Source organism: Algoriphagus sp. 10J20-15 (genome assembly GCF_055809615.1).
The window spans coordinates 23,883-49,719 of sequence record NZ_JBVVUG010000025.1 but is presented as its reverse complement, the minus strand read 5'-3'; the positions used below and the strand labels follow the sequence as shown (position 1 = coordinate 49,719).

The following is a 25,837-nucleotide window of genomic DNA, read 5'->3' as shown; positions in this document are numbered from 1 at the left end:
TACTGTCAACTTGTTATTACAGGTTTTTGTGAACAAAATGGATAGGATAAAAGGGAGTAAGGTGTTATCAATAGGGTAGAAGCTTAAAAACCATCCCGCTTACGGGATGGTTTTACAGTTTATATCATTAGTAAACAAGCACCTGACGTGGCTCATTGTAATTCCAACGTCTGGTTCCACTACCTCTTGGAGTATCGAAGTTAATTCTAGCAGCCGCTCTCACGAAGACCATTCTTCCCTCTGGAATCGTACCGTTGGATTCTATGTTAATGGTTTCACCAAGCATTGAATCGAAGGAAGTTCCTGAAAATTCCAATTGACTGGACCATCGCTCGTCCCGTGCCCGGTATCCTACAGTGGAGGAGTAGCTTACGAACAACTGGATATCAGTGACATTCTGAAAGCTATTGCTGTAGCCACCCATAGGTTCGATTTTAGAGCGGAATTCATCTTCAGACACTCCGCGTGTTACCCGCACTTGTGCCCTTACCTTCCCATTGACCACTTCAGGATCTTTGACCCACTCCACTTTCAAAAATGGCTGGACTTCAAACGCTTACACTTGAAACACCATTTATATCGATAGTCTGGGTTTCATCTGCAAGAGGAACACCTCGGTCATCTTCTCTAATTAAAGGAATAAAGGGTCCGTCAATACGGATATTATACGTTCCTTCAAATAACCTCGTGTTTTGGAAAGTACCGTCGGGCATGCAAAAGCAAATCTGGATTGTTGTAGTAGTAGCATTATCCCCCCAGCTCAGTTCGGTCAGTCGTGCACGTATCCCCTCGCTCCCCTGATCTGTAAGCACAGGTTCTCCGGTTTCTCTGTCCACTACTTCTCCTTGTAGAGTTTCTGCAGGCAGGTCATAATTATCCATCTCGAACATACTGCAAGAACTGAGTGAAATCAGTGCGAATAGTATTAGGTATGTTATCTTTTTCATTTTATGAAATTCTAGGTTATTGATATGGGCTTATCGGTTGGGTTGCTGATCGATCACAGGACTTTTCGACACTTCCCCTCCTGGGATAGCGAAATAATAATCGATAATATTGTACTCAAACGTCTTCAGACTAACCCACTGAAAACGTGCATCGAAGAAGTACTTTCCGCTCTCAGTAGACAAGAATGGATAGAGGCCTCTGAATCGATAACGGGAGTTCAGACCGAAATCTTCTTTATCACGGGTTTCACCCCAGAACCCATCTCTTTCTTCGTAACGCTGCACTCTCCATCTGCGTAAATCCCACTTGGTCTTATGCTCCAGGGCAAGTTCTTTTCTTCGCTCTTTACGAACGATATTGCGTCCTTCGATATTCGGGGTAATCATTCCAGTAAGTAAGGTCGCTCCTGCTCTCTCACGGATATCATTGATACTGGAAGTAGCTACCTGAAGCATATCTGAGCCATCAGGGGAAGCTTGCCCGGCCAACGCCAATTCCACTGCGGCTTCAGCGGCATTAAGCAATACGTCCGCATACCTCATCAATATAAAATGCTGGGAAGATTCTACCTTCACCTGCTTCAAAAGAGAGGATCTGGATCTAACCATTCACGGCCATATAATCCTGTAAGTGTACTTTCACCATTATTATAGAATGGCCCATTTGCTCCAGCCGCGGTAATCTGCTCCCCTTGAAAAGAAACCAACTCCTCACTCCCCCCTTCTCTGGCGCTCAAGAAAAGATTCTTTGGGCTTTGAGTGTAAGCAGGAAGTTGTTGGGATCGTGGTCTCTGCTGTAGCATAACTGTAATCGTTGAATAGAGGATTGATTGGCTCCGAACCCGTATATACTCCAGCCCTGATTTCTATTTCCTGATTTTTAAACATATCTTCAGGAAAAATGACATAGGCGCGTAGTCGCGGCTCAGCATCTTCAAAGAAATCCATAGGTGAATCATACATCAGGTAATTCCCTTCTGTATTGCTTGAACCTGTTGTTACCTTAATGGTACCATCCGGATATCGATCAAAACCCTCGAACGATTCCAGAAAATCAAGTGTAGGACAAGTACCTGAAGCCAATGGCGCTTTGAAAATAAATGGAGCGCTGTATGCATCATAACCGTGGGTAGCCACCGGAAAATCATATTGCTTAACATAAATATTCTCAGGACTGGTCTCATCACTGAACATGTCAACCATATTCTGGTATTGCGCCTGTGGATCGTTAGCTGCCCATTTTCTTGTATAGAGCGAATATTGCCCACTGGCAATCACCTCATTGGCAGCCAAGTAAGCTTCTTTGAAATACCTAACCGAAGCTTCCTGAGCAGTAGATTCAGAAAATCCAATAACACGTACACCGGTTTTTAGCCCTGTTCCAGTTAATCTTCCCGGCACAGTTTCATTGTACTTTGCAACACTACCTGCATAGAGCATCGCCTCTGATTTAAAGGAAAGTGCAACGTTCTTATTAGAATAGCCAGGGCTTAGGACTTACTGGTTGAAGTAGCTCAATCGCTTGGTTGTAGTCTGCCAATACCTGATCCAGGCTGCCTCTTCTTCTGTAGAACGAGGAATTTCTAGTTCCGCTTCCTCTGAGGGATATCGTAGTACGCTGGTCACCAGTGGAACTCCACCAAAGCGTCTAGCCATCGCTGAAAAAACAAACGCCCTAACAAAATATGCCTCGCCCAAGTAATGATTGTAAGTAACTTCAGGAAATGCGTCTTTATATTCCGGCAACTTTTCCAGCAGATAATTTGCCTCCCGGATTAGTCTAAAAGCCATTCCCCAATATGGAGTCCGCTCTCCTGTAAATGCAGAACTGATCCCATTCTCGATTCACTGCTTCTCCAGTCCCTTCAATTCCAAGTGAACCTAACCAGGAGTTGTATTCTACTCCCCACTGCGCCATGTATTTAAAATCTTCAAATGGCATCTTGCTGTACATGCCAGCGATATATACATCCATGCCAGATTCGCTGGTCATTAGCGTCTCGTCACCAATCACATTTGGAGGAGGCACATCCAGATCCGTACAGCTGGTAATGTACACCAGGCTGCATAGCAATAGTATGATTCTTAGTTTCATGTGTTTTTTATTTATGTTTCAAAGTCTCTAGTTGCTTTTATCAAAAAGATGCTGTCATCCTACTGTGTAAGTTTTGGTAAGAGGATACAATCTTCCTAGTTCATCTCCTGGATGCTCAGGATCCACAAACTTAACCCCAGTAAAAGTCAGGAGGTTATAAGAATTAGCAAAGAAACGTATGTTAGTAGATGGGTTCTTAAAGGATTTCAAAGTATAACCTAGCTCAATACTTTTAAGACGTAAGTAATTAGTGCTTACTCTGTTGAAGTCAGAATTTCCAAAAGGATAATTACCGGTGTAGCCATAGTATCCACCTATCCATTCTGTCTCAGGATCATAAGGATCTGCCATTGGATCTACAGGATGCCAACGGTCTTGATACTGTTCCAAAGCTCCACCACCATTACTACCCCATATTGAGTATAGTGGCTCTTGATACCTAATGGATCCCAGCTGATCCCTGAAACAATACACTGATATCAAAATTCCGATAGTTTGCGTCCATAGCTAAGCTGAAGTTCAGCCAAGGAGTTTGATCATAGGCAAATGGATGTTCGTCCAGACCATTGATTTCACCATCACCGTTCGAATCTGGGATTTATAGTCTCCCGTAAATATCTTGTCTTTGTAGATATCGTAAGACCAAATATCCTCCCAGTTGGTATATCGCCCGGCGGATTCATATCCAAATTGCACCCCCTGATAGCGATCAGTAAGGTTATCATTTCTCCATTGGTCATAAGAATTGCCATATGGGCCTTTCTCAGCCGCGATCAAATGCTGTCTTCGGGTGATGGTCGCTATACCTTTTAAACCATAGGACACCTGTCCGATCGTGTTTCTGTGGGGGAGTTCCAGATCCATCCCGAACTGACGATCACTGTTTGTATTTTCCCTAGGTGCTCCCGTGCCTGACGACAGAAGGGAACATCTCCAGAACGAGTGGAAAAAAGACCTTCTCGTCTACTGATCAAAATAATCAAGAAGAAAAGCCAAATTTTCCTCTCCATGCTTCAAAGTCCACACCTATATCAAAAGTTTTCGCAGTCCACCAGGTGATATTTTCATTGGGCACTACCACGGAAGCTCCATATACAAACTCCCCATTGAGTATATATCCCGGTGCATATTGATTGTAATAACCCTGCTGGGCATTACCGCTGGTAGCCGGATAGATGTAACCTGGGTACCAGTCATACGCCAATGAGCCATCATCTGCAGTCATCCCATAACTTGCCCTGAATTTGAGCTGATCAACAAAATTGAAGGCAGAAATAGAATTAAAAAATGACTCTTCAGATAGACGCCAACCTACTGAAGCTGAAGGAAACCATCCCCATCTATTGGTTTTAACGAATTTCGATGAGCCATCATACCTAAATTGTACCTCTGCGATATACCGATCCGCAAAGGCGTAATTCACTCTGCCAAACATAGCAGAATTGGCTATTTCGTATAAATCACCGGAACCACCCTGCATTCCACCCTGTTGATTTTCATTCATGCCCCCTGCGAGGTATTCCATCGCAAATGCCAAATCGCGCTGTGCGTAAAAATTATCCCCCTTCCGGTTTTGGGTTTCAAATCCCAGAAGTCCGGACACATCATGATTGGTACCGAAGGTTCTTTTATAATTAAGTAGAAACTGTGCTAAAAACTGTTGCTTACTATAAAGTTCACGTCTAATCTGATTTGGAGAACTGTTATTATAGAGTTTTGACAAATACGTATCCGTCACAGGATCATACATGTATTGATAATATTCCCTACGATAGATATCGTTATCGTCACCCCTGTAATCGTAGCTGACCAAGCCCTTAGCAGACAACCCTTCCAATACAGGGGTAAGTGTACCTAGATCATAGTCCAAAGAAGCTGAGGACTGAAAGTATTTTTGCTTGTACTTTCTATAGCCAGAAACGTCAGAGCTCATCATTGCTACTGTGTTTTGCTCCAGATCCAACCCTTCGTAATTCAACATGGTGTTTTCAGGATCAGCATAAGCGGGAAAAAGAACACCTTGTCTCCAATAATTACGGATAATTTCCACCGCACTTGAATAAGGAGAATTTCTCTGATCTGCCACTCCACTCAGGTTCAGGTTAAACTTTAACCCTTTTGCAATCTCCGTGGTGATGTTTGACCTAAGGTTGACTTTACTATAGTTCATATCACCGGATTTAAAAAACCCTTCCTGATACATATAACCACCGGCTATGTAGTATTGTGTTTTTTCGGTCCCACCTGTAATACTGATGTCATGTTGGCTTTGAGGCGCATATTCATTGATCAATAATGAATTCCAATCCGTGGTACGACGACGGCCTGTCTGAAATGCTTCAAAATCATCTGCCTGATAGATCAGATTCCCGCCATTTATATTGTTCATAGCCATCTCATTGTATAGCGTCATGGTCTGGTAAGGATCTGAAAGCTCGGGAAATCCTGATGGACTCTGCAAGGTGTATGAACCATTGTAGGTAACAGTGGCCTTGCCGTTTTGACTTCCCTTTTTCGTGGTAATAAGCACAACGCCATTTGCTGCCCTTGCTCCATAAATAGCAGCAGAAGCATCTTTCAGTACAGATAATTCGTCAATATCAGATGGATTGAGACGCTGGAAATCAGCCATGGTGCGCTGGATACCATCAATTACAACCAAGGGGTGATCCTAATCCCCTGAATGTCAAGACTGGCATTGAAAGTACCAGGCTCAGCACTTTTCTGCCATACCCTAACTCCGGCAACTCTACCGGTTAGCATATTTTGAGGATTTTCATTTTTGGTTCGCAGCATTTCTTCCCCTTTGATATTAGCTACTGAACCAGTCAAAGTGACTTTTTCCTGCATGCCATATCCTACAACAACGACCTCTCCTAATTGCTGGGTGTCAGGTACCATGGACAGTTCAATTACGGATTGTGCACCCACTTCAATTTCCTGTGTCATATACCCTATAAATGAAAATGTAAGAATTGCATTTTCATCAGGAACCGTGAGGGTAAATTTCCCATCAATATCAGTAGTCGTCCCAACTAAAGTCCCCTTAACAAGTACATTCACGCCTGGCATAGGGGTGCCGTCTTCGGAGAATGTCACCGTACCTGTTACGGTTCTATCTTTGTCCTGCTCACCAAGATTCTCCATGGAATACTTGTTTTCTTTAAGATCTGAAGCAAGAACAGGGGTAAAAACAAAGCATTGTAACCCCACTCCCATCAGAGTGGTGTTGATCAATACTCTGCAAAAACGCTTATATATCTTTTGCATATGTTTTAGGTTATTTTGGTTTATCATCGCCTCCTAGAGGCAGTAGTAGCAATTAACAATCCCGACTTTCCCAGGTTTTAGGAAAGTCGGAAACCGAAGTCATTTCCCTAGCTCATACCGTGATAAAACGGCATATTCTGCTGCAAACGCGAAGTTGAACATCCCCTCAGTCCTGTTATTATTGGGCGTTAAACTCCAGCCAACCAATAAATTGGTAGGTAGAAATCCTTCGTAAAGGAAGTTTTCATATCCGTAGTCAAGGTTTTTCTGAAAAGTAGTAATGTAATCAGCAGCAGCACCGTAGGCCGGCTCTACATCAACATATCCGCGCATCAACACTCCATTGAACCAGTTGTTAAAACCGCTTATATCGTAGGAATACAAATCAGGTTTATTCTGTTCCAATTTTGCAAAATGATTAAAGCTGTCATCAGACAATTTCTGTGCATCCTGAAGATAAGCGCCATCTCCTGTCATTCTATACAAATCTGCTGCTCCGGACAACATAGTGCCAGTGTTATAAGAAATGGCAGGTCCTACCCGATCCTGACAGTTGATTCCTTTGCGGTAAACTGTCCCGTCTATGCTTTCTGTTTGAGGATTTCCCGGAGAACATCCTCCTCTCATATCATCATAAACCCCATCTGAGCGCAGCAAATTATTCTGCTGCCAATCGTACACTTTCTTGGCAAAATCCGCATAATAATCGCTTTTCTTCACTGACATGCTTTCTCGGGTCTTTAGGTCGTCAGCATTTATATATCGGTAAGTGATCTCGTCACTTTTATCCTTGTAAATTTCGTGCAACCAAACCAACGGGCTTACCATAGGGCCGTTGCTACAAGCATGCTTGGTGACGTATCCAGGCCCCAAGGAATACCCCCACGCTCAGTTCCGTCCGGATTTCTCGTACTGTCCCATCCGTCCAACACATAGGCAGTCAAATATTCAGCTTTCTCCAGGTAGGAATTTTCTCCTATGATCTTATATGATTCAAGCAATTCACGGACAAGCCACATCTGGTCGTCATACACATTCTCTATACCTTCTACTTTAGCTGTTCCCTTGGCGTTACCACGATTCACTCCATACACTGACCATTCTTTAGTCTGGGTATAAGACACCAACTCAAATGTGCCCTGATAGTAGTCCACATTGTCATACAATTGACTCAGAAGTTCTTTATACCGGGAAAAGTTATCGTCGTAAAGTTTGGGATTCCCCTTCTCCTTTTGCTCCTGAAGTCCATGGAGAATTGCATTCACTGCTTCAATGGCAGAGGAGTACATCCATACACTACCGATCTCATCGGACCTTACTCCTGTATAGGGATTGTAATCACCTGGCCATGGCCATTCCTGAACCGGAAAAATGGGCTGAAACTGCTTTATCGGTAAGCTCCATTGCCCTAGTAAGATTTTGTTCTGAAAGGCTCACCTCCACAGGAGGGACCGTTGGGTCGGTGTCAGTTGAGTTTTCGGTGCAGGCTGTAAACAGCAGTACACAAAAACTCCAGATTGTGATCATCATTCGATATTGTATCATGTTTAGGTTAATTGTATTAGTTCAAATCAATTCTGTGGATTACCAATTTATTCTCACCCGAATTGGCTTCAGCGTTGTATACTCCAAGAGATAGGGTTACATCTTTACCGTTGAACTGAGCAAGGTCATACACAAAAGATGCGTATCCCTCCGGATTACCTGCACCTCCATCACCATGCTTGAATTTCCAGCAACCATCCTCTGCCGCGCTTGCTTCATCAGCTGTGTTGGATTGGGGATCCAAATGAGTGACAGTGCCGTCATCCTCTATAGCTGTGAGTTTGAAATAGGTGAAATTGTCGCTGAAATTGCGGGTATTCAAGGTCAATTGGTTGCTTCCAGCGCTGATTGAAAATTTAGAGTACAGGTAAGCCTCCGGCACCTTTGTATTTACATCGGGAGTATTTCTGGTTTTTATCAGATACCCTTCAGACGGAAAGACTTCAGGATCCTTTTTCAGCGGCACAAAGAACCATTCTGCTGCAACATGGTCAACTGCTCTCCATGCACGGTAAGCATCCACGTAGTTGTCACGATTGCCACTGACAGGACTAATTCCCGTGAAGGATTTTTTGGTATGAGGCATGGTTGAGCGAACGGTTTCCTGAGTGAGTTTCCAACCTTCTACTACTTCAGTTCCAGGTAGCCAATCCCAGTTTTCCACTTTTCGATCTGCAAATCGCATGGCCCGAAGTACCAACTGCTTCCAATAATCACCTGTGGATTGTCTGTAGATACCCACTGCAACAATTACCTCTTTGCCTACATACTCACTTAAATCAAATTCTATGTCTCCATAGCTTCCAGAAGCATAGGTTCTATTCTCACCTATTTTCACCGCAGTAGGCTGGGATGCTGACAAATCCACTACCTGAACTCCGAAGTATGCAGGGTTTGCGGCGTCAGCATTATGGGTACTGATTCTTAAGGATAAGATTTTATTGTCTTCTGTTATCAGCTTACTACCATAGACATAGGAGTCAAAAACATTCAAATCTGCAGGGTTGCTGCGCTCATCCTCACTGTTTCGTATTTGAAGTGTAGTCCCTTCATTTTGCTCCTGCCAAGCGCCACGGAAGTCAAGCACTGACATATAATTACATGCCCAGTCCCATCGAGGATAGGCATCTGCATTTCTTCCTCCACGATATTCATTATAATACCATTTCTCTGCTGTCAAAAGATCTGCATATGTCAATCCCCGTAGGATTTCACTGCTACCCATTATCACATCAAGATGGGCTATACCTTCAACAAAGTCTGCTTCAGTTACCGTTTTAACAACTGTTTCATAGTTAGCTTTGGTGAACGTGACTGTGTACTCATCAACGATCAGATTCTCAAGCGTAAAACCACCTTCGCTTCCGCTGGTTTGCGTACCTGCAACCCCAACGCTGACCGTCACACCTTCGAGTGGGGCGTCGCCATTTTTCCCATCTTTGATTGTCCCTGATATCTTTGCTGAGGCAAAAACCAATGACACATCCGCGGTTGCGATTCTTTCACTGTTGTACTTATCAGGGTTCACAGTAAGGCTGACTGCTAGCCACCCTTCTTTGGAAAATTTCACCGCTCGTGTTTTCAGCGTGACATTTTCAAAAATATATTTTCCATCACTTCCAGTGGTGACAGAAACTTCTTCTTCGCTAATTGCTGCAAGCACTACACTTACATCTGCAATTGGCTGTCCTTCGCTATCTGTAACAGTACCTGTGATCGAGCCTCTCGGTTCAGCAATGGGCTCGTCCTCAGTGACACAAGAAATTGTGAATACGAAAAACGTACACAACAAGGCGAAGTAACTTATCGCTCGTAAATTTTTACTCATCGTTTAGGAAATTTTGGGTTAAATTGAATCACCAATCGATCAAAAATGCGTTTCACTTCAGCGATTGATACGGATGAAAATAGAGGCGATCCGGTTAATTAATTGGTTAAATCAGGGTTAATACAAGTGGAAATTTTACTAATCCTGTAATCAAAAGATGAAAAATTCGTTTGGATGACTACAAACACTTATGAAAAGAAGCGAATACGAACATTGGTTAACAACAGACTCACACTCTGTGGGATTGCTATTTTCAAACCCTATACATTCCACCTATAAACAAGTCATCCTCAAATTAAATTGCTAATTAAAAAGTCACCTAGATCAGGGAAAAATGATTAAAAATAGCAATGCAATTGAACTTAGTTTCAATCAGGCAATCTATAAATTCATATAAAATACAAGAGGCAAAATCTTCACCTAAGGAGCATTCATATTCATACCATTGAATTTCAAATCGACGTAGATAAAAAAAATGCCTTCCAATTATTTCGGAAGGCATTCTCAAGTTAAAACCCAATCTATTTAATGATATTTCCATCCTCATCCCACTCCGCAATTGTACCCCGATCTTCAGGTTTTAGATATATGGGGAGGTATTTCTCCTGAAGCTCAAATCCATATTTTTCCATCACATGCTGTGGTACTCCATCCCAGACATTAGGCTGATTGCCTACATATCCTATGTATTTCCATCCTGCCTGAGTTGAAAAATATCCTGAGCAAACCAGATTTCTAAGCATATTAAACCACTTTACAGCACCTTCATACTCAGGGGTAGCTTTATCTGGCCAAGCAACTAGTTCTACTATTTCAATAATCTGATCGTTGGATAACTCATTAAATGATTTCCCGAATTTTTCATTTGCTTCAAAATCCAACCACATTAATCCACCTCTCATAGGTGTTTGATTTACTGGCTGGTCATTCATCATAAAGTCAATAAAATCTGGCACTTCAAGTTCTGTGGCAGATGGAGATTCATTATCTGAAGGGCATATAATATCCGCAAGGACATTTATTTTCTTTCTTTCATCCTCTGTAAAAAACTTTTCGGAAAGAAACTCTGCATCTCTACGTTTTTCCTCTTCTGTTCTAAAACCGGGAGTGCCTCCGCCTATTATTGGTTCATGGACAAGTTTTGTTTGTTCAGATTCGCAACCAGTCATGATCAAACCTGCACCCAGAGAGCCGGTAAAGAGCAGTTTAAGATTTTCTCTTCTGTTCATGGCCTATATGTTTTTTTGTTTTAACTGATCCACAATAAATTCTGAAGTTCTCCACGAAAGCGCCAGAATGGTCAGGTCAGGAGGTTTGTCCGCCTGAGACACGAATGACCCCAGCATCTACTACAAAAAGGTTTTTACAGTCATGAGCCTGACAATTGGAATTTACTACTGATCCTTTAGGACTATTTCCCATCCGCGTAGTACCGACTTCATGAATGATTCTTCCTGGTGCATGTAGCCCATAGTTTGATTCAGGTCCTGGTTTGGAACCTAAAAGAAGCGCTCCCGCATTTGTAAGAATTTCCTCGAAAGTATCGTGCATGTGCTTGGCTTGCTTCAGTTCCTGATCAGTCCAGTTGTAATTGAAGCGCAAGACCGGAATACCATATTTATCCACCGTTCCGTTAGGATCAATTTCACAGTAATTCTCATATCTAGGCACACTTTCTCCCCTACCAGACATTCCCAAGGTAGATCCATAGATCCTGCGAATATCCTTTTTCAGTCCTTCACCATATCCACCATTTGAGCTTGGATTACCGAATTCGTCCTTCAGGTATTTTCTCATGGTGTCCATACCACCACCAGCGCCGTATGATGGCTGCCCCATACCACCCCAGTATTCAATGTGATAGCCTCGGGCAAAATCCAGTTTTTTATTATCCAGCCACCATGGAGTATACATATGCATTCCTCCCACTCCGTCTTCGTCGTATCGTTCCCTTTCAAAAAGATCCGGCAGAATACCCATTCGATCTGCTCCTGTTGAATCATGAAGGTATCTTCCTAACGCTCCAGAGTCTCCACCCATGCCGTTTGGGTGAGTTTCGGACTTCGAATTCATCATGATTCGAGCAGACTCACAAGCAGATGCTCCCAGTACTACTACATTAGATTTGAGCTTGTACTCCTTCATATCGATTTTACTCACAAAGGATACTCCAGTTGCCCTGCCAGTATCGTCTGTAGTAACTTTTCGCACCATGGAATAAGTAAATAGGTCCACTTTACCTTTCTTCATGGCAGGACTGTACCAAAACAGGTACCTGCCGAGAAAATCTGCATAGACCTGACAAGCTCTGTTACATTGTGCACAGAAGAAACAAGTACCTCTCTCCTTATTGATCGGGCGGGTAAGCATGGAAAGCCTTCCAGGGATCATCGGCATCCCTGCTTTGTCTGCCCCCTTTTTCAGGAACATTTCGTGCAATCGTGGCTTAGGAGGTGGAAGAAAAAACCCATCCGCTTCGTTGTAAATTCCTTCTTTGGAACCAAATACTCCAATAAGCTTATCGACTTTATCATAGTATGGTTTCAGATCATCATAGCCTATCGGCCAATCATCCCCTAATCCATCTATACTTGCTCTCTTAAAGTCATTTGGTCCAAATCGAAGAGAGATTCTACCCCAGTGATTGGTACGACCCCCAACCATTCTTGTAGCGAAACCAATCAAATTTGGTCCCATCTTTATGCGTGTATGGTTCACCTTCTATATCCCAACCCCCAATTGCCTGATCGAAATCACCGAATGGCCTGTATTCGGGTACCAGCTCCTCTTCGCGGCGATTCCCGATGGTGGCTCTTAACCGAGTACGGTCTTCTTCTTTTGCCGGATCGAAGTCACCTCCAGCTCTCCACTACCGCCACAGAAAGGCCAGACTCCGATAGAATTCTTAGAGGCCATACCTCCACCGAGCCTCCCCTGACCCTACTATGATGACATCATATGAATCAGGAGACTCTCTTAATCTGATAACTCATTAACTATTATTTAGGGTTTAAAAACTTCATTTCAGATCATCGGCATCTTCCCTCTATCCACAGCTATTGATCTGTTTGGGAAAATAGTGTCCGTAAGGTTAATCCTAAGGTTAATTTGCGGTTAAAACCTGATAAAAATCCTCTAATCCTGAGTTTAAACCTCACTGAATACGATTAATGCCATGGATGACAACTCAGAACTAAATATGCTGATGTAGAAATACCACCTAGATTAAACTGCATTAGCTTAATAACAGAAATTTCACTTTATCGTCAGTTTTTTAAACTGCCGGGTCAAATTCGTCAGCGACTCCTCCACTCCCATTCTTTCCAAAGAGGAAGCACCAACAAATCCGTGGACATCTGCTTTTTCCAAAACTTCACGAACGTCTTCTGGTGTGTTGATCGGGCCGCCGTGTGCCAAAAAGAATAAATCAGGATTAACCGCTTTGGCTGCCGCTACGATTTCATTTGCTCCTCGCAACAGCCTCATCCATGCTACAGCTCGCACCCGTTACACCAATGGAGCCTCCCACAGTTGTTCCCACATGAGAGATAATTGCATCGGCGCCAGCTTCGGCCATCTGTCTTGCGTCCTCGGGTGAAGCCACATATACGATAGAAAACAGATCCATTTTATTGGCTATTCTTACCATTTCCACTTCTTTGTCGAAGCCCATTCCGGTTTCTTCCAAAACCTGACGGAAATGCCCGTCCACAATGGAATGAGTCGGAAAATTATTGATGCCTGAGAAACCCATTTCTTTCACTTTCAGCAGATGATGCCACATGCGTCTTCTCGGATCAGAACCATGAACACCACAGATCACAGGAATCTCTTCCACCACCGGCAAAACTTCAAATTCGCCGATTTCCATAGCTACTGCATTGGCATCGCCATAGGCCATTAATCCGGCAGTTGACCCGTGTCCTGACATTCGGAATCTACCGGAATTGTAGATAATCAGTAGATCAGCCCCACCTTTTTCTATGAATTTGGCGGAAATACCCGGTACCTGCTCCCGCAGCGATAATGGCTTTTTTCTGAGCTAAAGTTTCTTTAAGTCTTTCTCTTACTTCCTGTCTGGTATAGGGATTTCCCTTTCCTGTCCATGGATTTGGCATATTTTCTATTTTTATGGTTTGTATTTTTTAATACCCGCGGAGCACACAGAGTTTTCCCCAGAGGACGTAATTTGCGAGTATTTTTGGCTGAACTTCAGCCCCGGTTTGTATGGATATAGACCGAGATGTCAGAGGTTGTCCTGCTTCTTTCAGTAGCAGAATATGTTTTCTTGACTTTTATTCTCTTAATATCCGATCTCTCTTCTCTAATATTTCATCATCTCCATCAACGTTTCCACCGCTTTTTCAGCAAATTCTTTTTCATTGATATGAAAGGGCAAGTTCTATAAAAGCGATATCCGAATTCAAATTCTTTTCGATTGTATCTGAAAGTATCCGGTTTACGGCTGGATTATAGAACACATTTCCCTCCGCATCTATTTGGGGAAAGGCCTCTCTCCGGAAAAAGAACAGCTGATGGGCCTGTGGCATGATTTAGCTTTTTGGCTAGGATCTCACCGAGTATTTGATTTTCCTCGGCGTTAGTTCGCATCAGGGTTACTGTTGGTACCCAGCGTACACAATTGACGATTTTTGTATTTATCCGGGACAGATTCCATGGTACCAAAGTTGACCATATCCATGCATCCCGGTACCACTACTTGCGGAATCCCCAATTTCCCAGCAGCTTCCAACCTTTGTCCACCTGCACTGCAGACCCCCGTACAAAGATCATCTGCCAATTCTGTGGTGGTTATATCCAACACACCTGCAAAGCACCCTTCGAGCACTAGGCTTTCCATTGCTTTTCCTCCCAAACCATTAGCGTGAAAAGTCATCACTTCATAGCCTTTTGCCTCCAACAATTCAGTGCAAAAATCTACGCAAACGCTAGTGTTTCCCAAACATACTGATTGCTATGCGCTTAGAAGTAGTAGATTTATCGAAAACCTCCACTCCACACATGGCTACAATTGCGGCAGCTGCTTGCTGGGATAATTCGTTTGATGACACTATTCAATGCCGCTACATCTACCACGGATGGCATCATCACAATGTCCTTCGCCCCAATCTGCTCAGAAAGATCCTTGCTGGCCAAAGTAGAAATACAGATTTTCGGTAAACCCAAGGGTAGGTTTTGCATGGACTTCAGCGTAACATAAGTTCCGCTCCCCTCCGCCCATGCCGATTACTGCATCAAATTTTTTCTGCTTATAAAGATCCGCCAATATTTCTGCTGATCCCCGACCCATGATTTCCATGGCATAGCCACGGTCATTTTTACTTCGGATATCTTCTAGATTTCCTCCCCCGATTTCAGAGACTGTAGTTCCCTCCACATCTATAGGAAATAGCGTGGTCGAACCCATAACACCAACATTAACCGTAACCACTTCTGCTCCTTGTGCCAATAGACAGTCTCGTAGAAAAGAGAAGATTTGCCCTTTCGTGTCGAAGCAGCCGAGCATCAGGATTCTAGGTTTTTGGGTCATGCTTTGTGGTTGTATTTATATTGTCTTTTGCCATGGTTTGTGTCCTCGCAAACCATAAATGGTGCTAGCCTGTGAGACATAAACCACGGCGTTAGATTTCTCAGTCAGCCTTCCTTCGAAATGACCGTTACACAAAATCAATCTAATTCTAGAAATTTAAAGCTCCCTTTCTTCACTTCCAAAAGATCCGCATCGTTTCCATCCTCCTTAAATTCCAATTCAATCAAAGCCGTTTTTCTGGGAGATACCTTCCCATCCGAATTATGAGTATGCAGCACATATCGAAGTTTACCCTTTGAATCGAAGAAAAAATCTCCATGCCCGGAACCGTTGATTCCTGCATCAGCTTTGTCGAAAATAGGGTTGGTAGGACTTTTTCTCCAAGGTCCCATCGGACTTTCACTTACCGCATAGCCGACAGCGTAGTCTGGGTTCCTGAAATCATTAGCGGAGTAAATAAAGTAATATAATCCCTCGTGCTTAATAATCGCTGGACCTTCAGATACTGTCCAATCCACATTTTGAGTATTTTCCCAAGGTTCTTCCGCATGGAAGCAGTAGGTCAAGGTTTCTTCTTTAATACCTGAAAAATCATCCTTTAATTCAGCCACAAACAGTCGATTTCCTTCAGTCAAACGCACGTGGTACATGTACTTTTTCCCGTCATCATCAATGAAAATGTAAGGGTCAATCTGCTTCACAGGCGCTTCCAGATCTTTCTTTTCTGCTTGGGTAAATGGCCCTAACGGACTATCTGAAGTCGCAATTGCAATGTGTTCATTGGCGGTGTAAGCCATGTAAAATTTCCCTTCGTACTCGAAAACCTGAGGTGCCCAAAAACCAATATCTCCATAGGATTCGCCTTTTTTAAGCGCATATCCATCATTTTTATCAGACCTCTTCCAGGATTTTAGGTTTTTGGAAACATAAACTTCGAAACCCAAATTCTTGTCATTTCCACTGGTACCATAGAGATAGTAGGTGCCATCATGATAGAAAATAGTTGGGTCTGACAAGAAGAATAGGGCTTTTCTCAGGATATGAAAAAAAGCTCAGGCTAAACCAAAATGCTATAAAGAGGATTTGGGTAACGTTCATGGTTTGATGGATTATTGGGTTTTTAAAAGCTGTTACACATCAGTCTTTGTCTCACAGACAGAAATTGGTTGAGTGGTCTGTGAGAACACAGAACACGGAGGTATAGTCAGGCTTAGCGAAGTCGAAGCCTCTTTTATTCAAACTGTACTCTTATAAAAAGCTAGTCCTTCCCTAGCCAAAGCATCTGGACTTTCAGCTAAAGGTCTCCAAATACAAGTAGCTTTTGCCATTTCCTTGGATACAGCTCCGAAGGTTTCAATCACTATCGCACCCTCGTAGCCTATTTCCTCCAAAGCTTCTTTGATCTCATCCCAAGCAAGATTCCCTGTTCCTGGAGTTCCGCGGTCACTTTCATTCGCCTGCACATGGCAAAGCAAGTCCTTGCCAACCTTACGGATGGATGCTGCAATATTTTTCTCTTCAATATTATTGTGGAAGGTATCCAACTGGATTTTCAACCAAGGAGAGTCCACAGCTTTTACAATCTCCAATGCCTGATCTACGGTATTGACCATGTCACTTTCAAAGCGATTAAGAGGTTCCAACCCTAGCGTTATTCCACATTCCTCCGCAGTTTGACAGGCTTTTTTCAAGTTATCCACACACCAATCGAATTCCTGCTTTTTCTGATCAGCAGAAATAGAGCGAAGCTTTCCCACTGCAGAATAAAGCGGACCGCCGAATAATGGGCTACCCATTTTCGCAGCGATCTTGATGGAATCCTGAATGTATTTCAGACCATTTGAACGAATGTCAGGATCCTCACTGGAAATATCCCGGTCTGCTCCGAATGCTCCGCTGATACTTACTTGCAATCCAAGTTCGTCCGTGAGTTTTTTCAGTGCATCCCAATCCACCAACTCTTTGTCTTCCACAGGTACCTCGATGATATCGAAGCCCATCTCCTTCACTTTATGCACAAGATCAAAAGAATGGGTATCGAAAGGCGATACCCATAAAAATGTACTTACTCCAAACTGCATCTTAGTCGAAGGTCGGAACTTGAATTCTTTCCCCACCCTTCATGGCAGACTCGTGTGCGCAAATTCCCGCACAGGTATAATTTGCGGCAGTAGTCGCGTCTACAGCAGAATCTCTTCCTTCTACTATGGCAGCGATAAATTCCTGCACCAAGTGTGGATGTGATCCACCATGTCCAGCTCCCTGAAGGAATGACACGTGATTAGGATCGTCGATAGTCTGTCTCTTGGTAAAGTGCTTGATTGGCTCGATCAGCAACTCATCTGTGTCAGGCACATCTATTCTTCGGGCATTTTCGCCTCCATCAAAAATCACATGGCTTTCATCCTCCAGCTGCTCCCATTCGAAGGACATCTTGGTGCCATAGACGTCGTATGACTCACGATATTGTCGAACTACATCAAAAAGAGAACGAGTCGCTTCTGCAATTACGTCTGAGTTTTTAAGCGTGAAAGTTTGCCGTTTCCATTGCAAATGGAGAGCCATCGCGGCTTGCCAAATCTTCGCTTAATCTTCCTGAACCGTGACAAACTACAGTCTCAGCTTTTGTATTGTTGATTCTCAAAAGCGGAGAAATCGCATGCGTTTTTCGTTCAACATCGGCGGGAAACCTTTCCAATATTCATCCCAGCAGGCATGCTCATATCCTGAATATGCGAACCTCTTACCATTTGTATCTTGCCCAGCTGGCCTGTTTCTGCCAAGTTCAAGCCATATAAAAACTCACGGGTATATAGTGCAGTCTCCATCATCATATAGACTTTGCCAGACTTTTTCTTCGCATCCACAATAGCTGCACAATCTTCCTTAGTCATCGCCATTGGGATGGTACAAGCTGTGTGCTTATTGGCATTCAGAGATGCCAAAGTCATTCTTGCATGATCTGGAACTGGTGTCACAATATGAATCGCATCCACATCGTCACGCTTTGGCACATCTTCGAAATTAGTAAAGCAAAGGTTTCTGTCCAGATTAAACTTGGTCGCCAATTCATCAATTGTTTTTGGATTTCTAGTACAGATACCCACCGCCTTGATATTTGGATGTGCTTGATAGATTGGAATAAACTCCTTGCCGAAACCCAGTCCGACTATAACTACAGTGATTTGTTTTTGACTCATTAGTGTATGCTTTAGGTTTTTGATTAACTGTTGAAAAAGACAGGTTTGATCAGATTCAGAGTAATTACGCTACTCGTTTAAGATAATTCCGGTCTGTGCAGACACAGACCGGGGGAAGTAGGTTTATAACTTATTTCGCAGCCCATTTTACTGCATTTCGAATTAGTGTCTGATAGGCTTCCAGCTCATGCGAAGCTGCATCATGGCCTAAGGCGATGCCGACGATTTTTGCCTTTGGATTTTTTACAATGAAAATAGAAGGAAATGGATCTGTATCCGCATTGCTTGCATTTGCCAGGATTTTCGATTCCAGGACCTCGCTGCATCTACTTTGAAATAGTATAGCTCATCATCCAAAGAGAAGTGTGCTGGGAAGGCCTTTTGGTTACAGGATGCTGTTCAGTCAAATCCACATTGAAATTCCCATAGGCATTATGGCCCCTTGAGCCGCCACTAACCATGGTCTTGTTGTATTCCGGCCAATCATTCCAATTATACCAAAGTGCCGGATGCGCTAGGACAAGACCTTTTCCGGCATCTGCAAAAGCAAAAATTGCTTTGCGGGTAGCCTCGTCTGCTATAGGCTGATTATTTGCTAGAAAGAGTACGTCAGTCTCATCTAAGTATTGCAAAATGGTAGTCGGGTCATCAGTATAAGTTACTTCTGCCAAGCCATCTCTTTCCAAAGTGGCGACGTCGGCACCTTTGTACCATTTGTCAAAATCGTGAGAAGATCCGCCACCAACCATCAATACTTTGATTGGCTTTTTAGCAGGGTTTTCCTTTGCCAGCAGGCTTGTTCCAATTCCGAAAACCAATAGTAGGCTTAGAAAAGGAATGATTATTTTTTTAAGGTTCATATTTTTGGGTTGTGTTTAGAATTTTTATTAGGTCACTTATGAATTTCCACAATGTTGACAGAAGCATTAATTTACTTCTTCACCAAGACCGAAGCACTTCTTCCGACTTCAAACATTTATCATCCCTCCACGACCATGATACCATTCATCATTCTCCAATGCCCAGGAAATGTGCAGGCAAAGGGATAATTACCGGGCTTAGTCGGAGCAGTGAAAGTCAAGGTATAGAGTTCTTGAGGTCCGATCATTTTTGTGGCAAAAAGCACTTCCGGAACTTCAGGTATATAGAATTTCTCTGATGCTTTTGGGTCACGAAGCATAGCATCTGCCGCTGCACCTACCTTATCCAAGGTTTCAGGTTTAGCGATAAGTAGATTATGCTGCATACCGTCCAGATTGTCAATCTCCAGGATGATTTTATCTCCGGCTTTTACCTTGAAAGTATCCTGATCGAACTTCATCATCTCCGGTACTATTTCCAGTAAAATAGTCGTCTCACGCAATTCTTCATTTCGCGCGATTCGAACATTACTCTTTGGTTGGTCTGTGTTTTCTGTTGTTGGTTTTGCTTCGCAAAGAGCAATCGCTTCAGAAGATTTTACCTCTTTAGGAGAAAACCAATTCCCCAGTAGCAGCATGGCTGCAACTGGAAACAAGGTCACTTTAATCATGGTATGCTTATTTTAACTCTAATACTACGTTTCTAAGGTTGCCTTCAAAACTGAATTCGTCTTTGTAGGAACCTACATTTCTATCTCCTCCGAAATCACGGCCTGATCTTACACTTGGCGCAAGTTTGCCAGTAAAAGCACCATTTGCCTTGGCAGTGGCGACAGACTTGCCATCAACCAGAATTTCCATTTTTCCATCTTTAGAAATAGTTGCTTCAGTTTCATAGCTTTCTGGCAAAGCAGCATTCGTTACAGCTTCGAAAGATTTCCCGTTTTGCTTCACTACCCAGTGTAATTTACCTTCTTCCAGATAGAAAGAATAGCCATTCTGCGCATCGCCGTGCGCTGTGATCACACCGAAAGGCTCATCATCTCTTCTTTTGGAAATCTGTGTGGAAATAGAAATCGCTTTGCCTTTTACATCCGGAGAATATTGTAGCGTGCTTCTTCTTCCCAAATCGTATTTCTCGTTTGCCACGGAAGTCATCAATCTGTTGGTTAGATCTGATTTATGCGAACCAACAGCATCTGTAAAGAATTTACCCTGCTCAGCTGCTGCCGCGAAAATCGCCTTTTGCAACCAATCGTCTGTGGCATTTGCCTCATCCAAACTCGCCTGATAAAGCATTGCACCAGCTTCTGCACTTCCTGGAACTTCTGCTAGCTTCAAGATTGCATGCATCCTTACATTTAGATCTTTGTCCTGAGTTAGTCCTGCGGATTTGATTGCCTGAGTAGTCGCCTGGGTATTTGGCAAAACAGCGATTGCAGCTTTTCTCACTCCAGCAGCAGGATGTGATAATGCAGTAGTGGCTACTTTGATTGCCTCAGCATTAGTTGATTCAAAAGCACCTAGGCCATGAAGTGCCCATAGCGCATGAACAGCCGGGCTATTCAGTCCAATCTCATCCACAGATTTATCATTGACGATCTTGTACAAATCACCGAGTACTTTTTGGTTTCCAGACTCCACAAGCAGTCGCTGAGCAGTCATTCTCCAGAACATATTGTCATTTTTCAATGCTGCAATTAGACCTTTTGAATCTTCCTTAGAAAGTTTCATTGGCTTGTCACTGCTGCCGTCTTTATAAACTACACGGTAAATTCTGCCATGGTTGGTATCGCGAAGCTTACTCTGGAAGGCATTTCCCTGACCATGTGGCTGATCCTCGAAAGGCAACACCATTCTTGAAGGAGCCTGACGCTCTACAAATACGTTGTGCTGAATGATGAAATTATACCAATCAGCTATCCAAACAGCTCCATCAGGGCCAACTTCAGCCTGCACGGGGCCGAACCATTCGTCGGAGCTCGCTAGGAAATTCCATCCATCTTTTTCGCTAAAACCTGCTCCATTTGGCTCTATGATCGCATTATGGGTCAATCTGATCGTTGGCTCATTTACAAAAGCGATTCTGTTCCAATATTCCTTAGGGAAATCCCGAGCAGTATATAATCTAAATCCAGCAGCAGAAGTGAATCCGCCTACTACGTCCACTTGCCGTAAATTAGGTGTCATCGCATGCGCATCGTAGTGTCCATCGATTTTATGGATCGGTTGGATTTCAAACTCTGGAGCTGCTTCTCCCTCACCAGCTTTAGTAAATACGCGTTGTAGATATTTTGCTGGGATTGAATAGTATCCAGCATGGGTATTGTTTGCAGTGGACATGAAGACGTTGTTATCTTCAGAAAAGCCTAGTCCCCAAGTATTATTACTGGATCCAGCCAGGTATTCAAAGTCTTTTCCATCAGTATCAAATCGGTAGATCCCCTGAGGAAAACTCATCTGCTCGCCATTGATAGTTCCATTGAAACCTGAGTAGCCAGTCACTCCCCAGATCTTATTATCAAATCCGTACTGCAGATTGGAAGGCCCAGCATGCGTATCGTTTTTGCCCCAGCCAGTCATAATGACTTCTTTCACATCGGCCACATCATCACCATCAGTATCTTTCATAAAGACAAAGTCAGGCGCCATGGACACGACAATTCCGCCATTTGCAAATACCATACTGGTTGGGATATTCAACCCGTCAGCGAAGACGGTGAATTTATCAGCTTTGCCGTCACCATCGGTATCTTCACAGATCTTGATACGGTCATTTGCCAGTCCATCAGTTTCTTTAAAAGTATTTGGATAATCTACAGACTCTACGATCCACAATCTTCCTCTTTCGTCCCATGCCATAGCAATTGGGTTTTGGATATCTGGCTCAGAAGCAAAAAGCTCAATCGAAAAATCAACAGGCTTTTGAATCAGTTTTTTAGATTCTTCAGGTGCCAAGGCATCCTGCATTTTCGGCACCTCATATCTTTTAGTGAAATCAGAAATCGTTTCATCATAGATGGACACATCCGGAATATTCAAAGCAGCGACACTTGCTTTTACATCTTCTCCCATTGCCCAAAAAATGCCATTTTTTACCAAAGCTAAAAAGCCTGCATTCTTCCAAGTCTTTTCGTCATGTCCATAAGCGGTATAGAAAACACGCCCTTTACCCACATTTCTCACCCAAGTGTAAGGCTCCTTATGATCCCCGTCTACCCGCTCTATAAGCACAGTCATGTCTGGATTGATATTCTGATGCACGTAAGTTTCGTCCCAGGTTTGGAAAGGCTTCAATCCTTTCATTACCTCATTATTTGGCGCTACAATAGTTCCTGTAAAATCACCTTCACCATGAGAGGCAAACTGACCGCCAATAGTTTCTATGTACCAATCCGAGTTTTTAAAACAGCCCGTAGCTGAGTGAAGCGGAATCAATCCTTTTCCCCCCTCCACAAAACTTTTCATCGCTGCTTCCTGCTCTTTTGAGAGCACATCATGGTTGGCATAAATGACCAAACCGTCGTACTTGGAGAGATTCTCTTTAGTTAGGTCTTCTAGTTTTTCAGTGTAAGTAATATTAATCCCACTTTCAAAAAGTGCTGTAGCCAACCAAGGCGCATACAATCTAGAATTGTGATGCTCGCTGGCATGTCCAAGAAAAAGTACTTCGGCACGTCGTGGTTCGGGCTTGCCTGCGGTTTCGGAAGCTAAAGAGACTGAACTGTGACTAAGAAAAATAGTCACAATCAGCAGGAAGAGAACATTGATGTTTCTACTTAATCGCATGATTAATTCGGTTTATCAGGGTTTATCAAAAGGATGATGAATAAAAGGAAAAACTTTAATTCACTTTAGGCTGTAAAACTATCCATTCACCCTCTTTTCGATTAGTCCCAAAACTTCAAAAAATAGCAAATTCCCTTCTTTTTGGGATTTAGGCGAATTTGTAATAGACTGATTTACAAGTAACCTGAATTTTAGGAGTGATTTACCCAAAAAACCTAGGGTAAACTTTCAAATCCAATGGTCGCTTCACATTCTCTCCTAAAACCGGAAAAGAATTCCTGAGAAAAATAAAGTTCATCAGCATCGTTTTCTGTTAAATTACATCATGCTTTTTCACAAAATCCTTTGGAAGCTCCCCGAAATGTTTTTGGAAACATTTTGTAAAGTATGAAGGACTGTTAAAGCCCACCATCTCGCTTATTTCTGCAATACTGTGCAGTCCATCACCCAGCAATTCTGCAGATTTTTTAAGTCTTACTAGGCGGATGTAACCATTCGGAGTCAATTCTGAGATTCCTTTGATTTTGCGCAGCAAACTCGACTGACTCATATGAAGCTGATCTGCCAGTTCGGATACCCCAAAAAGCTCATTCTCAATATTGGCCAAAATGGCCTCATTGATCTTCTTCAAAAACTCCTCATCTGCTTTGGAATGGGCGATGGTATCCGAATTCACCAAAGGAAGACTGGCAAAAGCTTTCTTAATCTCATCCCTATGCTTCAGGAGGTTTTTGATCTGTAGGTAAAGAAACTCCAGGGAAAATGGCTTCTCCAGATACACGTCAGCGCCCATTTCCAACCCAGTGATTTTTGCATTAATGTTGTTTTTTGCAGTGAGAAGCACGACAGGAATATGGCTGGTGGCCAAATCTGACTTGATATGTTCACAGAGTTTGTAACCGTCCATTTCCGGCATCATTTACGTCGGAAATAACCAAATCAATAGGCTCTTTTTTCAGCACTTCCAGCGCCAAAAGTCCATTTGCCGCTTTATGGATTACATATTTTCCTTTGAGCTTTTCTCCCAAAAACTGAAGCAATTCCTTATTATCCTCTACCAATAGTATGGCTGGAAGACTACCTTTTTTCTTGGTTTTAACCGGCTTAACTTCAGGCTCAGCTTCCTCCTGGCTGATTTTGACTTCGGTACTCAAGTCATTCTCTTCATCCAAATGTATTGCTTCCTTTTGTTTGATTGGAAGCTGAAGAACAAACCTGTTCAATACCTTATCATCGTCCATGGAAAGAATTTCCATGGTGCATTGTCTGCTAGGGATTTTGCCAGCGGCAATCCCAAACCAGTACCTTGCTTAGCTTTTGAGGCATTCGTATCTCCGATTTGGAAAAAGGGCTCAAAGATTTTCCCTGCCATTTCCTTGGGGATAAGATCACCGTCATTCGATATTTCTATATGGAAAACAGAAGGTTGGGCAGGATCATAGTCCATACGAATATGAATCATGCTCTCTGCATTTTTAAGGGCATTGATCAGCAAGTTGCTGAGGATCTTAATGACGGCCTCCTTGTCCACATCTGCGAAAAGTGTTGGGGTGGACTTTTCGAGTGTAAAATTCAAGCCGGACTGCGAAGCGGTAACTTTGAACCGGACATAGAGTTCATCCAGGATTCCGCAAATCTCAGTTTTGAGGAAACTTAACTTAAATCCACGCTGCTCGGTTTTGCGGAAATCAAGCAGTTGGTTGCTGAGATCAATCAGTCGATTGGTGTTTTTCTCTATGATCAGCAAATCATTTTTCACCTCTGCGTCACAATTGCGGTCCTTGCTCAGAATATCCTCCAAAGGGCCTTTTATAAGCGTCAGTGGAGTTCTAATCTCATGGGTAATATTGGTAAAAAACTCAATTTTAGCCTCGTAGATCTCTCTCTCTTTTTCGGCTTCAAGCAGGTTAATCTGCACCTGATGCCTATTGTTTACCCGGTTTTTATAAATGGTAATAAGCCAATAAGCGATTAGAACGATAAGTATCAGATAAAATGCATAGGCAAGAGAAGTCTTATAAAAAGGAGGAAGAATTTCGATCTTTAACCTTGCTTCTTGATTCTTTGCACCTTCTGTCTCAATGTTGGATTGTACTATCAACTCGTATTCTCCTGGAGGCAAATAGGAATAAAAGATCTTGTTGGCATCATTGAGGTTCTGCCATTCTTTTTCGAAACCGACCATTCTATAACGAATATTCTGATTCACGGCTTTGGTATAGCCCAAAGAAGCAATGTCAAAACTCAGTGAATTCTGATCAGCTTCGAGCGTAATCTTGTCTGTGTAAGTAATAGCATTCTGCAAAATCCCATCCTGATCAGTGATTGGTATTTCCTGATTAAAAAGCTCAATACCGGTGAAAACTAAGGGAGGCTGGTAATTGTAGTTCTCAAACTGACTGGGATTAAAAGCTATGAAACCGTCCAGGCTTCCAAAATAAAGGGTCCCATCACTGGATTTATACCCGGACTGATAGTTGAATCCACTAACCATCAAGCCGTTTCCCCTATTAAACAGCTGATATGTTTCATTTTCAGGATCAAATCGGAGCAGTCCTTTATTGGAAGTAATCCAGAGCAAACCCTGGTCATCCTCCACAATATCATAGTAATTATTTGTAGGAAAGCCTTTAGCAAGAGTATAGGAGATAAAGGAATCTTTTTCACTGTCATATCTAGCAAAACCTCCTCCTGAAGTAGCTACCCAAAGTTGTTGTTTATCATCCAAAAAAACATCGACAACAGAATGGTG

General features: G+C 42.8%; 32 protein-coding genes and 1 pseudogene. All 33 read right to left on the bottom strand.

Features of this window, described 5'->3' with window-relative positions; genetic code table 11:
• Nucleotides 1-127: 127 nt before the first annotated feature.
• The gene (locus AC0L6R_RS10150; RefSeq protein WP_473271084.1) at nt 128-529 is read right to left on the bottom strand and encodes a hypothetical protein; all 402 of its coding nucleotides are present in this window, start codon (nt 527-529) and stop codon (nt 128-130) included.
• Nucleotides 530-548: 19 nt separating this feature from the next.
• Complete coding sequence (locus tag AC0L6R_RS10145; protein ID WP_473271083.1) at nt 549-947, bottom strand: DUF3823 domain-containing protein; 399 nt, start codon at nt 945-947, stop codon at nt 549-551.
• 30 nt (nt 948-977) lie between these two features.
• Entirely contained in the window at nt 978-1,523 is a 546-nt protein-coding gene (locus AC0L6R_RS10140; protein WP_473271133.1) for a RagB/SusD family nutrient uptake outer membrane protein, read from the bottom strand.
• Nucleotides 1,524-1,528: 5 nt separating this feature from the next.
• A complete protein-coding gene (locus AC0L6R_RS10135) occupies nt 1,529-1,684 on the bottom strand; it encodes a hypothetical protein (RefSeq protein ID WP_473271081.1) in 156 nt (51 codons plus the stop codon).
• Nucleotides 1,659-2,387: a hypothetical protein gene (locus AC0L6R_RS10130; RefSeq protein ID WP_473271080.1), complete on the bottom strand. Its 729-nt coding sequence runs from the start codon at nt 2,385-2,387 to the stop codon at nt 1,659-1,661. Before AC0L6R_RS10130 ends, AC0L6R_RS10135 begins: the two co-directional genes overlap by 26 nt.
• 57 nt (nt 2,388-2,444) lie before the next feature.
• Nucleotides 2,445-2,738 carry a RagB/SusD family nutrient uptake outer membrane protein gene (locus AC0L6R_RS10125; RefSeq protein WP_473271079.1) on the bottom strand — a complete coding sequence of 98 codons (294 nt, stop codon included), beginning with the start codon at nt 2,736-2,738 and terminating at the stop codon, nt 2,445-2,447.
• Nucleotides 2,728-3,042, bottom strand: a complete 315-nt coding sequence (locus AC0L6R_RS10120; protein WP_473271077.1) for a hypothetical protein — start codon at nt 3,040-3,042, stop codon at nt 2,728-2,730. Before AC0L6R_RS10120 ends, AC0L6R_RS10125 begins: the two co-directional genes overlap by 11 nt.
• Nucleotides 3,043-3,096: 54 nt before the next feature.
• A complete protein-coding gene (locus tag AC0L6R_RS10115) occupies nt 3,097-3,525 on the bottom strand; it encodes a hypothetical protein (protein WP_473271076.1) in 429 nt (142 codons plus the stop codon).
• 36 nt (nt 3,526-3,561) lie between these two features.
• On the bottom strand, nt 3,562-3,906 hold the full coding sequence (locus tag AC0L6R_RS10110; RefSeq protein ID WP_473271075.1) for a hypothetical protein: 345 nt from the start codon (nt 3,904-3,906) through the stop codon (nt 3,562-3,564).
• Nucleotides 3,907-4,021: 115 nt separating this feature from the next.
• On the bottom strand, nt 4,022-5,674 hold the full coding sequence (locus AC0L6R_RS10105) for a SusC/RagA family TonB-linked outer membrane protein (RefSeq protein ID WP_473271073.1): 1,653 nt from the start codon (nt 5,672-5,674) through the stop codon (nt 4,022-4,024).
• Nucleotides 5,675-5,694: 20 nt separating this feature from the next.
• Entirely contained in the window at nt 5,695-6,312 is a 618-nt protein-coding gene (locus AC0L6R_RS10100; RefSeq protein WP_473271071.1) for a carboxypeptidase-like regulatory domain-containing protein, read from the bottom strand.
• 99 nt (nt 6,313-6,411) lie between these two features.
• Nucleotides 6,412-7,119, bottom strand: a complete 708-nt coding sequence (locus tag AC0L6R_RS10095; RefSeq protein ID WP_473271070.1) for a glycoside hydrolase family 76 protein — start codon at nt 7,117-7,119, stop codon at nt 6,412-6,414.
• Between the two features lie 14 nt (nt 7,120-7,133).
• A complete protein-coding gene (locus AC0L6R_RS10090) occupies nt 7,134-7,601 on the bottom strand; it encodes a hypothetical protein (protein ID WP_473271068.1) in 468 nt (155 codons plus the stop codon).
• Nucleotides 7,602-7,650: 49 nt separating this feature from the next.
• Nucleotides 7,651-7,857, bottom strand: coding sequence for a hypothetical protein (locus AC0L6R_RS10085; RefSeq protein ID WP_473271067.1), 207 nt, complete (start codon nt 7,855-7,857; stop codon nt 7,651-7,653).
• A 16-nt stretch (nt 7,858-7,873) separates the two neighbouring features.
• The gene (locus AC0L6R_RS10080) at nt 7,874-9,685 is read right to left on the bottom strand and encodes a carboxypeptidase-like regulatory domain-containing protein (RefSeq protein WP_473271066.1); all 1,812 of its coding nucleotides are present in this window, start codon (nt 9,683-9,685) and stop codon (nt 7,874-7,876) included.
• 521 nt (nt 9,686-10,206) lie between these two features.
• Nucleotides 10,207-10,914: a gluconate 2-dehydrogenase subunit 3 family protein gene (locus tag AC0L6R_RS10075; RefSeq protein WP_473271065.1), complete on the bottom strand. Its 708-nt coding sequence runs from the start codon at nt 10,912-10,914 to the stop codon at nt 10,207-10,209.
• Nucleotides 10,915-10,990: 76 nt separating this feature from the next.
• Nucleotides 10,991-12,382, bottom strand: a complete 1,392-nt coding sequence (locus AC0L6R_RS10070) for a GMC oxidoreductase (protein WP_473271063.1) — start codon at nt 12,380-12,382, stop codon at nt 10,991-10,993.
• Nucleotides 12,383-12,940: 558 nt separating this feature from the next.
• Entirely contained in the window at nt 12,941-13,171 is a 231-nt protein-coding gene (locus tag AC0L6R_RS10065; RefSeq protein ID WP_473271062.1) for a phosphoenolpyruvate hydrolase family protein, read from the bottom strand.
• Entirely contained in the window at nt 13,146-13,640 is a 495-nt protein-coding gene (locus AC0L6R_RS10060; protein WP_473271132.1) for a phosphoenolpyruvate hydrolase family protein, read from the bottom strand. Before AC0L6R_RS10060 ends, AC0L6R_RS10065 begins: the two co-directional genes overlap by 26 nt.
• A gap of 10 nt (nt 13,641-13,650) precedes the next feature.
• Nucleotides 13,651-13,803, bottom strand: a complete 153-nt coding sequence (locus tag AC0L6R_RS10055; RefSeq protein ID WP_473271061.1) for a hypothetical protein — start codon at nt 13,801-13,803, stop codon at nt 13,651-13,653.
• Nucleotides 13,804-14,155: 352 nt separating this feature from the next.
• On the bottom strand, nt 14,156-14,296 hold the full coding sequence (locus AC0L6R_RS10050) for a hypothetical protein (protein ID WP_473271060.1): 141 nt from the start codon (nt 14,294-14,296) through the stop codon (nt 14,156-14,158).
• Nucleotides 14,286-14,648 (bottom strand): hypothetical protein, encoded by a 363-nt coding sequence (locus tag AC0L6R_RS10045; RefSeq protein WP_473271059.1) that lies wholly within the window; start codon nt 14,646-14,648, stop codon nt 14,286-14,288. Before AC0L6R_RS10045 ends, AC0L6R_RS10050 begins: the two co-directional genes overlap by 11 nt.
• A 35-nt stretch (nt 14,649-14,683) precedes the next feature.
• Complete coding sequence (locus AC0L6R_RS10040; RefSeq protein ID WP_473271058.1) at nt 14,684-14,887, bottom strand: Tm-1-like ATP-binding domain-containing protein; 204 nt, start codon at nt 14,885-14,887, stop codon at nt 14,684-14,686.
• Entirely contained in the window at nt 14,820-15,236 is a 417-nt protein-coding gene (locus AC0L6R_RS10035; RefSeq protein WP_473271057.1) for a Tm-1-like ATP-binding domain-containing protein, read from the bottom strand. Before AC0L6R_RS10035 ends, AC0L6R_RS10040 begins: the two co-directional genes overlap by 68 nt.
• 137 nt (nt 15,237-15,373) lie before the next feature.
• Nucleotides 15,374-16,252: a glycoside hydrolase family 43 protein gene (locus tag AC0L6R_RS10030; RefSeq protein WP_473271056.1), complete on the bottom strand. Its 879-nt coding sequence runs from the start codon at nt 16,250-16,252 to the stop codon at nt 15,374-15,376.
• A 219-nt stretch (nt 16,253-16,471) separates the two neighbouring features.
• The gene (locus tag AC0L6R_RS10025) at nt 16,472-17,317 is read right to left on the bottom strand and encodes a sugar phosphate isomerase/epimerase family protein (RefSeq protein ID WP_473271055.1); all 846 of its coding nucleotides are present in this window, start codon (nt 17,315-17,317) and stop codon (nt 16,472-16,474) included.
• Nucleotide 17,318: 1 nt separating this feature from the next.
• Nucleotides 17,319-18,436 (bottom strand): annotated as a pseudogene (locus AC0L6R_RS10020) (Gfo/Idh/MocA family protein).
• Between the two features lie 326 nt (nt 18,437-18,762).
• On the bottom strand, nt 18,763-19,296 hold the full coding sequence (locus AC0L6R_RS10015; protein ID WP_473271054.1) for a ThuA domain-containing protein: 534 nt from the start codon (nt 19,294-19,296) through the stop codon (nt 18,763-18,765).
• A 119-nt stretch (nt 19,297-19,415) separates the two neighbouring features.
• Nucleotides 19,416-19,967, bottom strand: a complete 552-nt coding sequence (locus AC0L6R_RS10010) for a plastocyanin/azurin family copper-binding protein (RefSeq protein ID WP_473271053.1) — start codon at nt 19,965-19,967, stop codon at nt 19,416-19,418.
• A gap of 7 nt (nt 19,968-19,974) precedes the next feature.
• Entirely contained in the window at nt 19,975-23,049 is a 3,075-nt protein-coding gene (locus AC0L6R_RS10005) for a PVC-type heme-binding CxxCH protein (RefSeq protein ID WP_473271131.1), read from the bottom strand.
• A gap of 349 nt (nt 23,050-23,398) precedes the next feature.
• A complete protein-coding gene (locus AC0L6R_RS10000) occupies nt 23,399-23,992 on the bottom strand; it encodes a response regulator transcription factor (protein ID WP_473271052.1) in 594 nt (197 codons plus the stop codon).
• On the bottom strand, nt 23,970-24,341 hold the full coding sequence (locus tag AC0L6R_RS09995; RefSeq protein WP_473271051.1) for a response regulator transcription factor: 372 nt from the start codon (nt 24,339-24,341) through the stop codon (nt 23,970-23,972). The genes AC0L6R_RS10000 and AC0L6R_RS09995 overlap by 23 nt, the downstream gene beginning before the upstream one ends.
• Nucleotides 24,305-25,813, bottom strand: coding sequence for a sensor histidine kinase (locus AC0L6R_RS09990; protein WP_473271050.1), 1,509 nt, complete (start codon nt 25,811-25,813; stop codon nt 24,305-24,307). Before AC0L6R_RS09990 ends, AC0L6R_RS09995 begins: the two co-directional genes overlap by 37 nt.
• Nucleotides 25,814-25,837 lie beyond the last annotated feature (24 nt).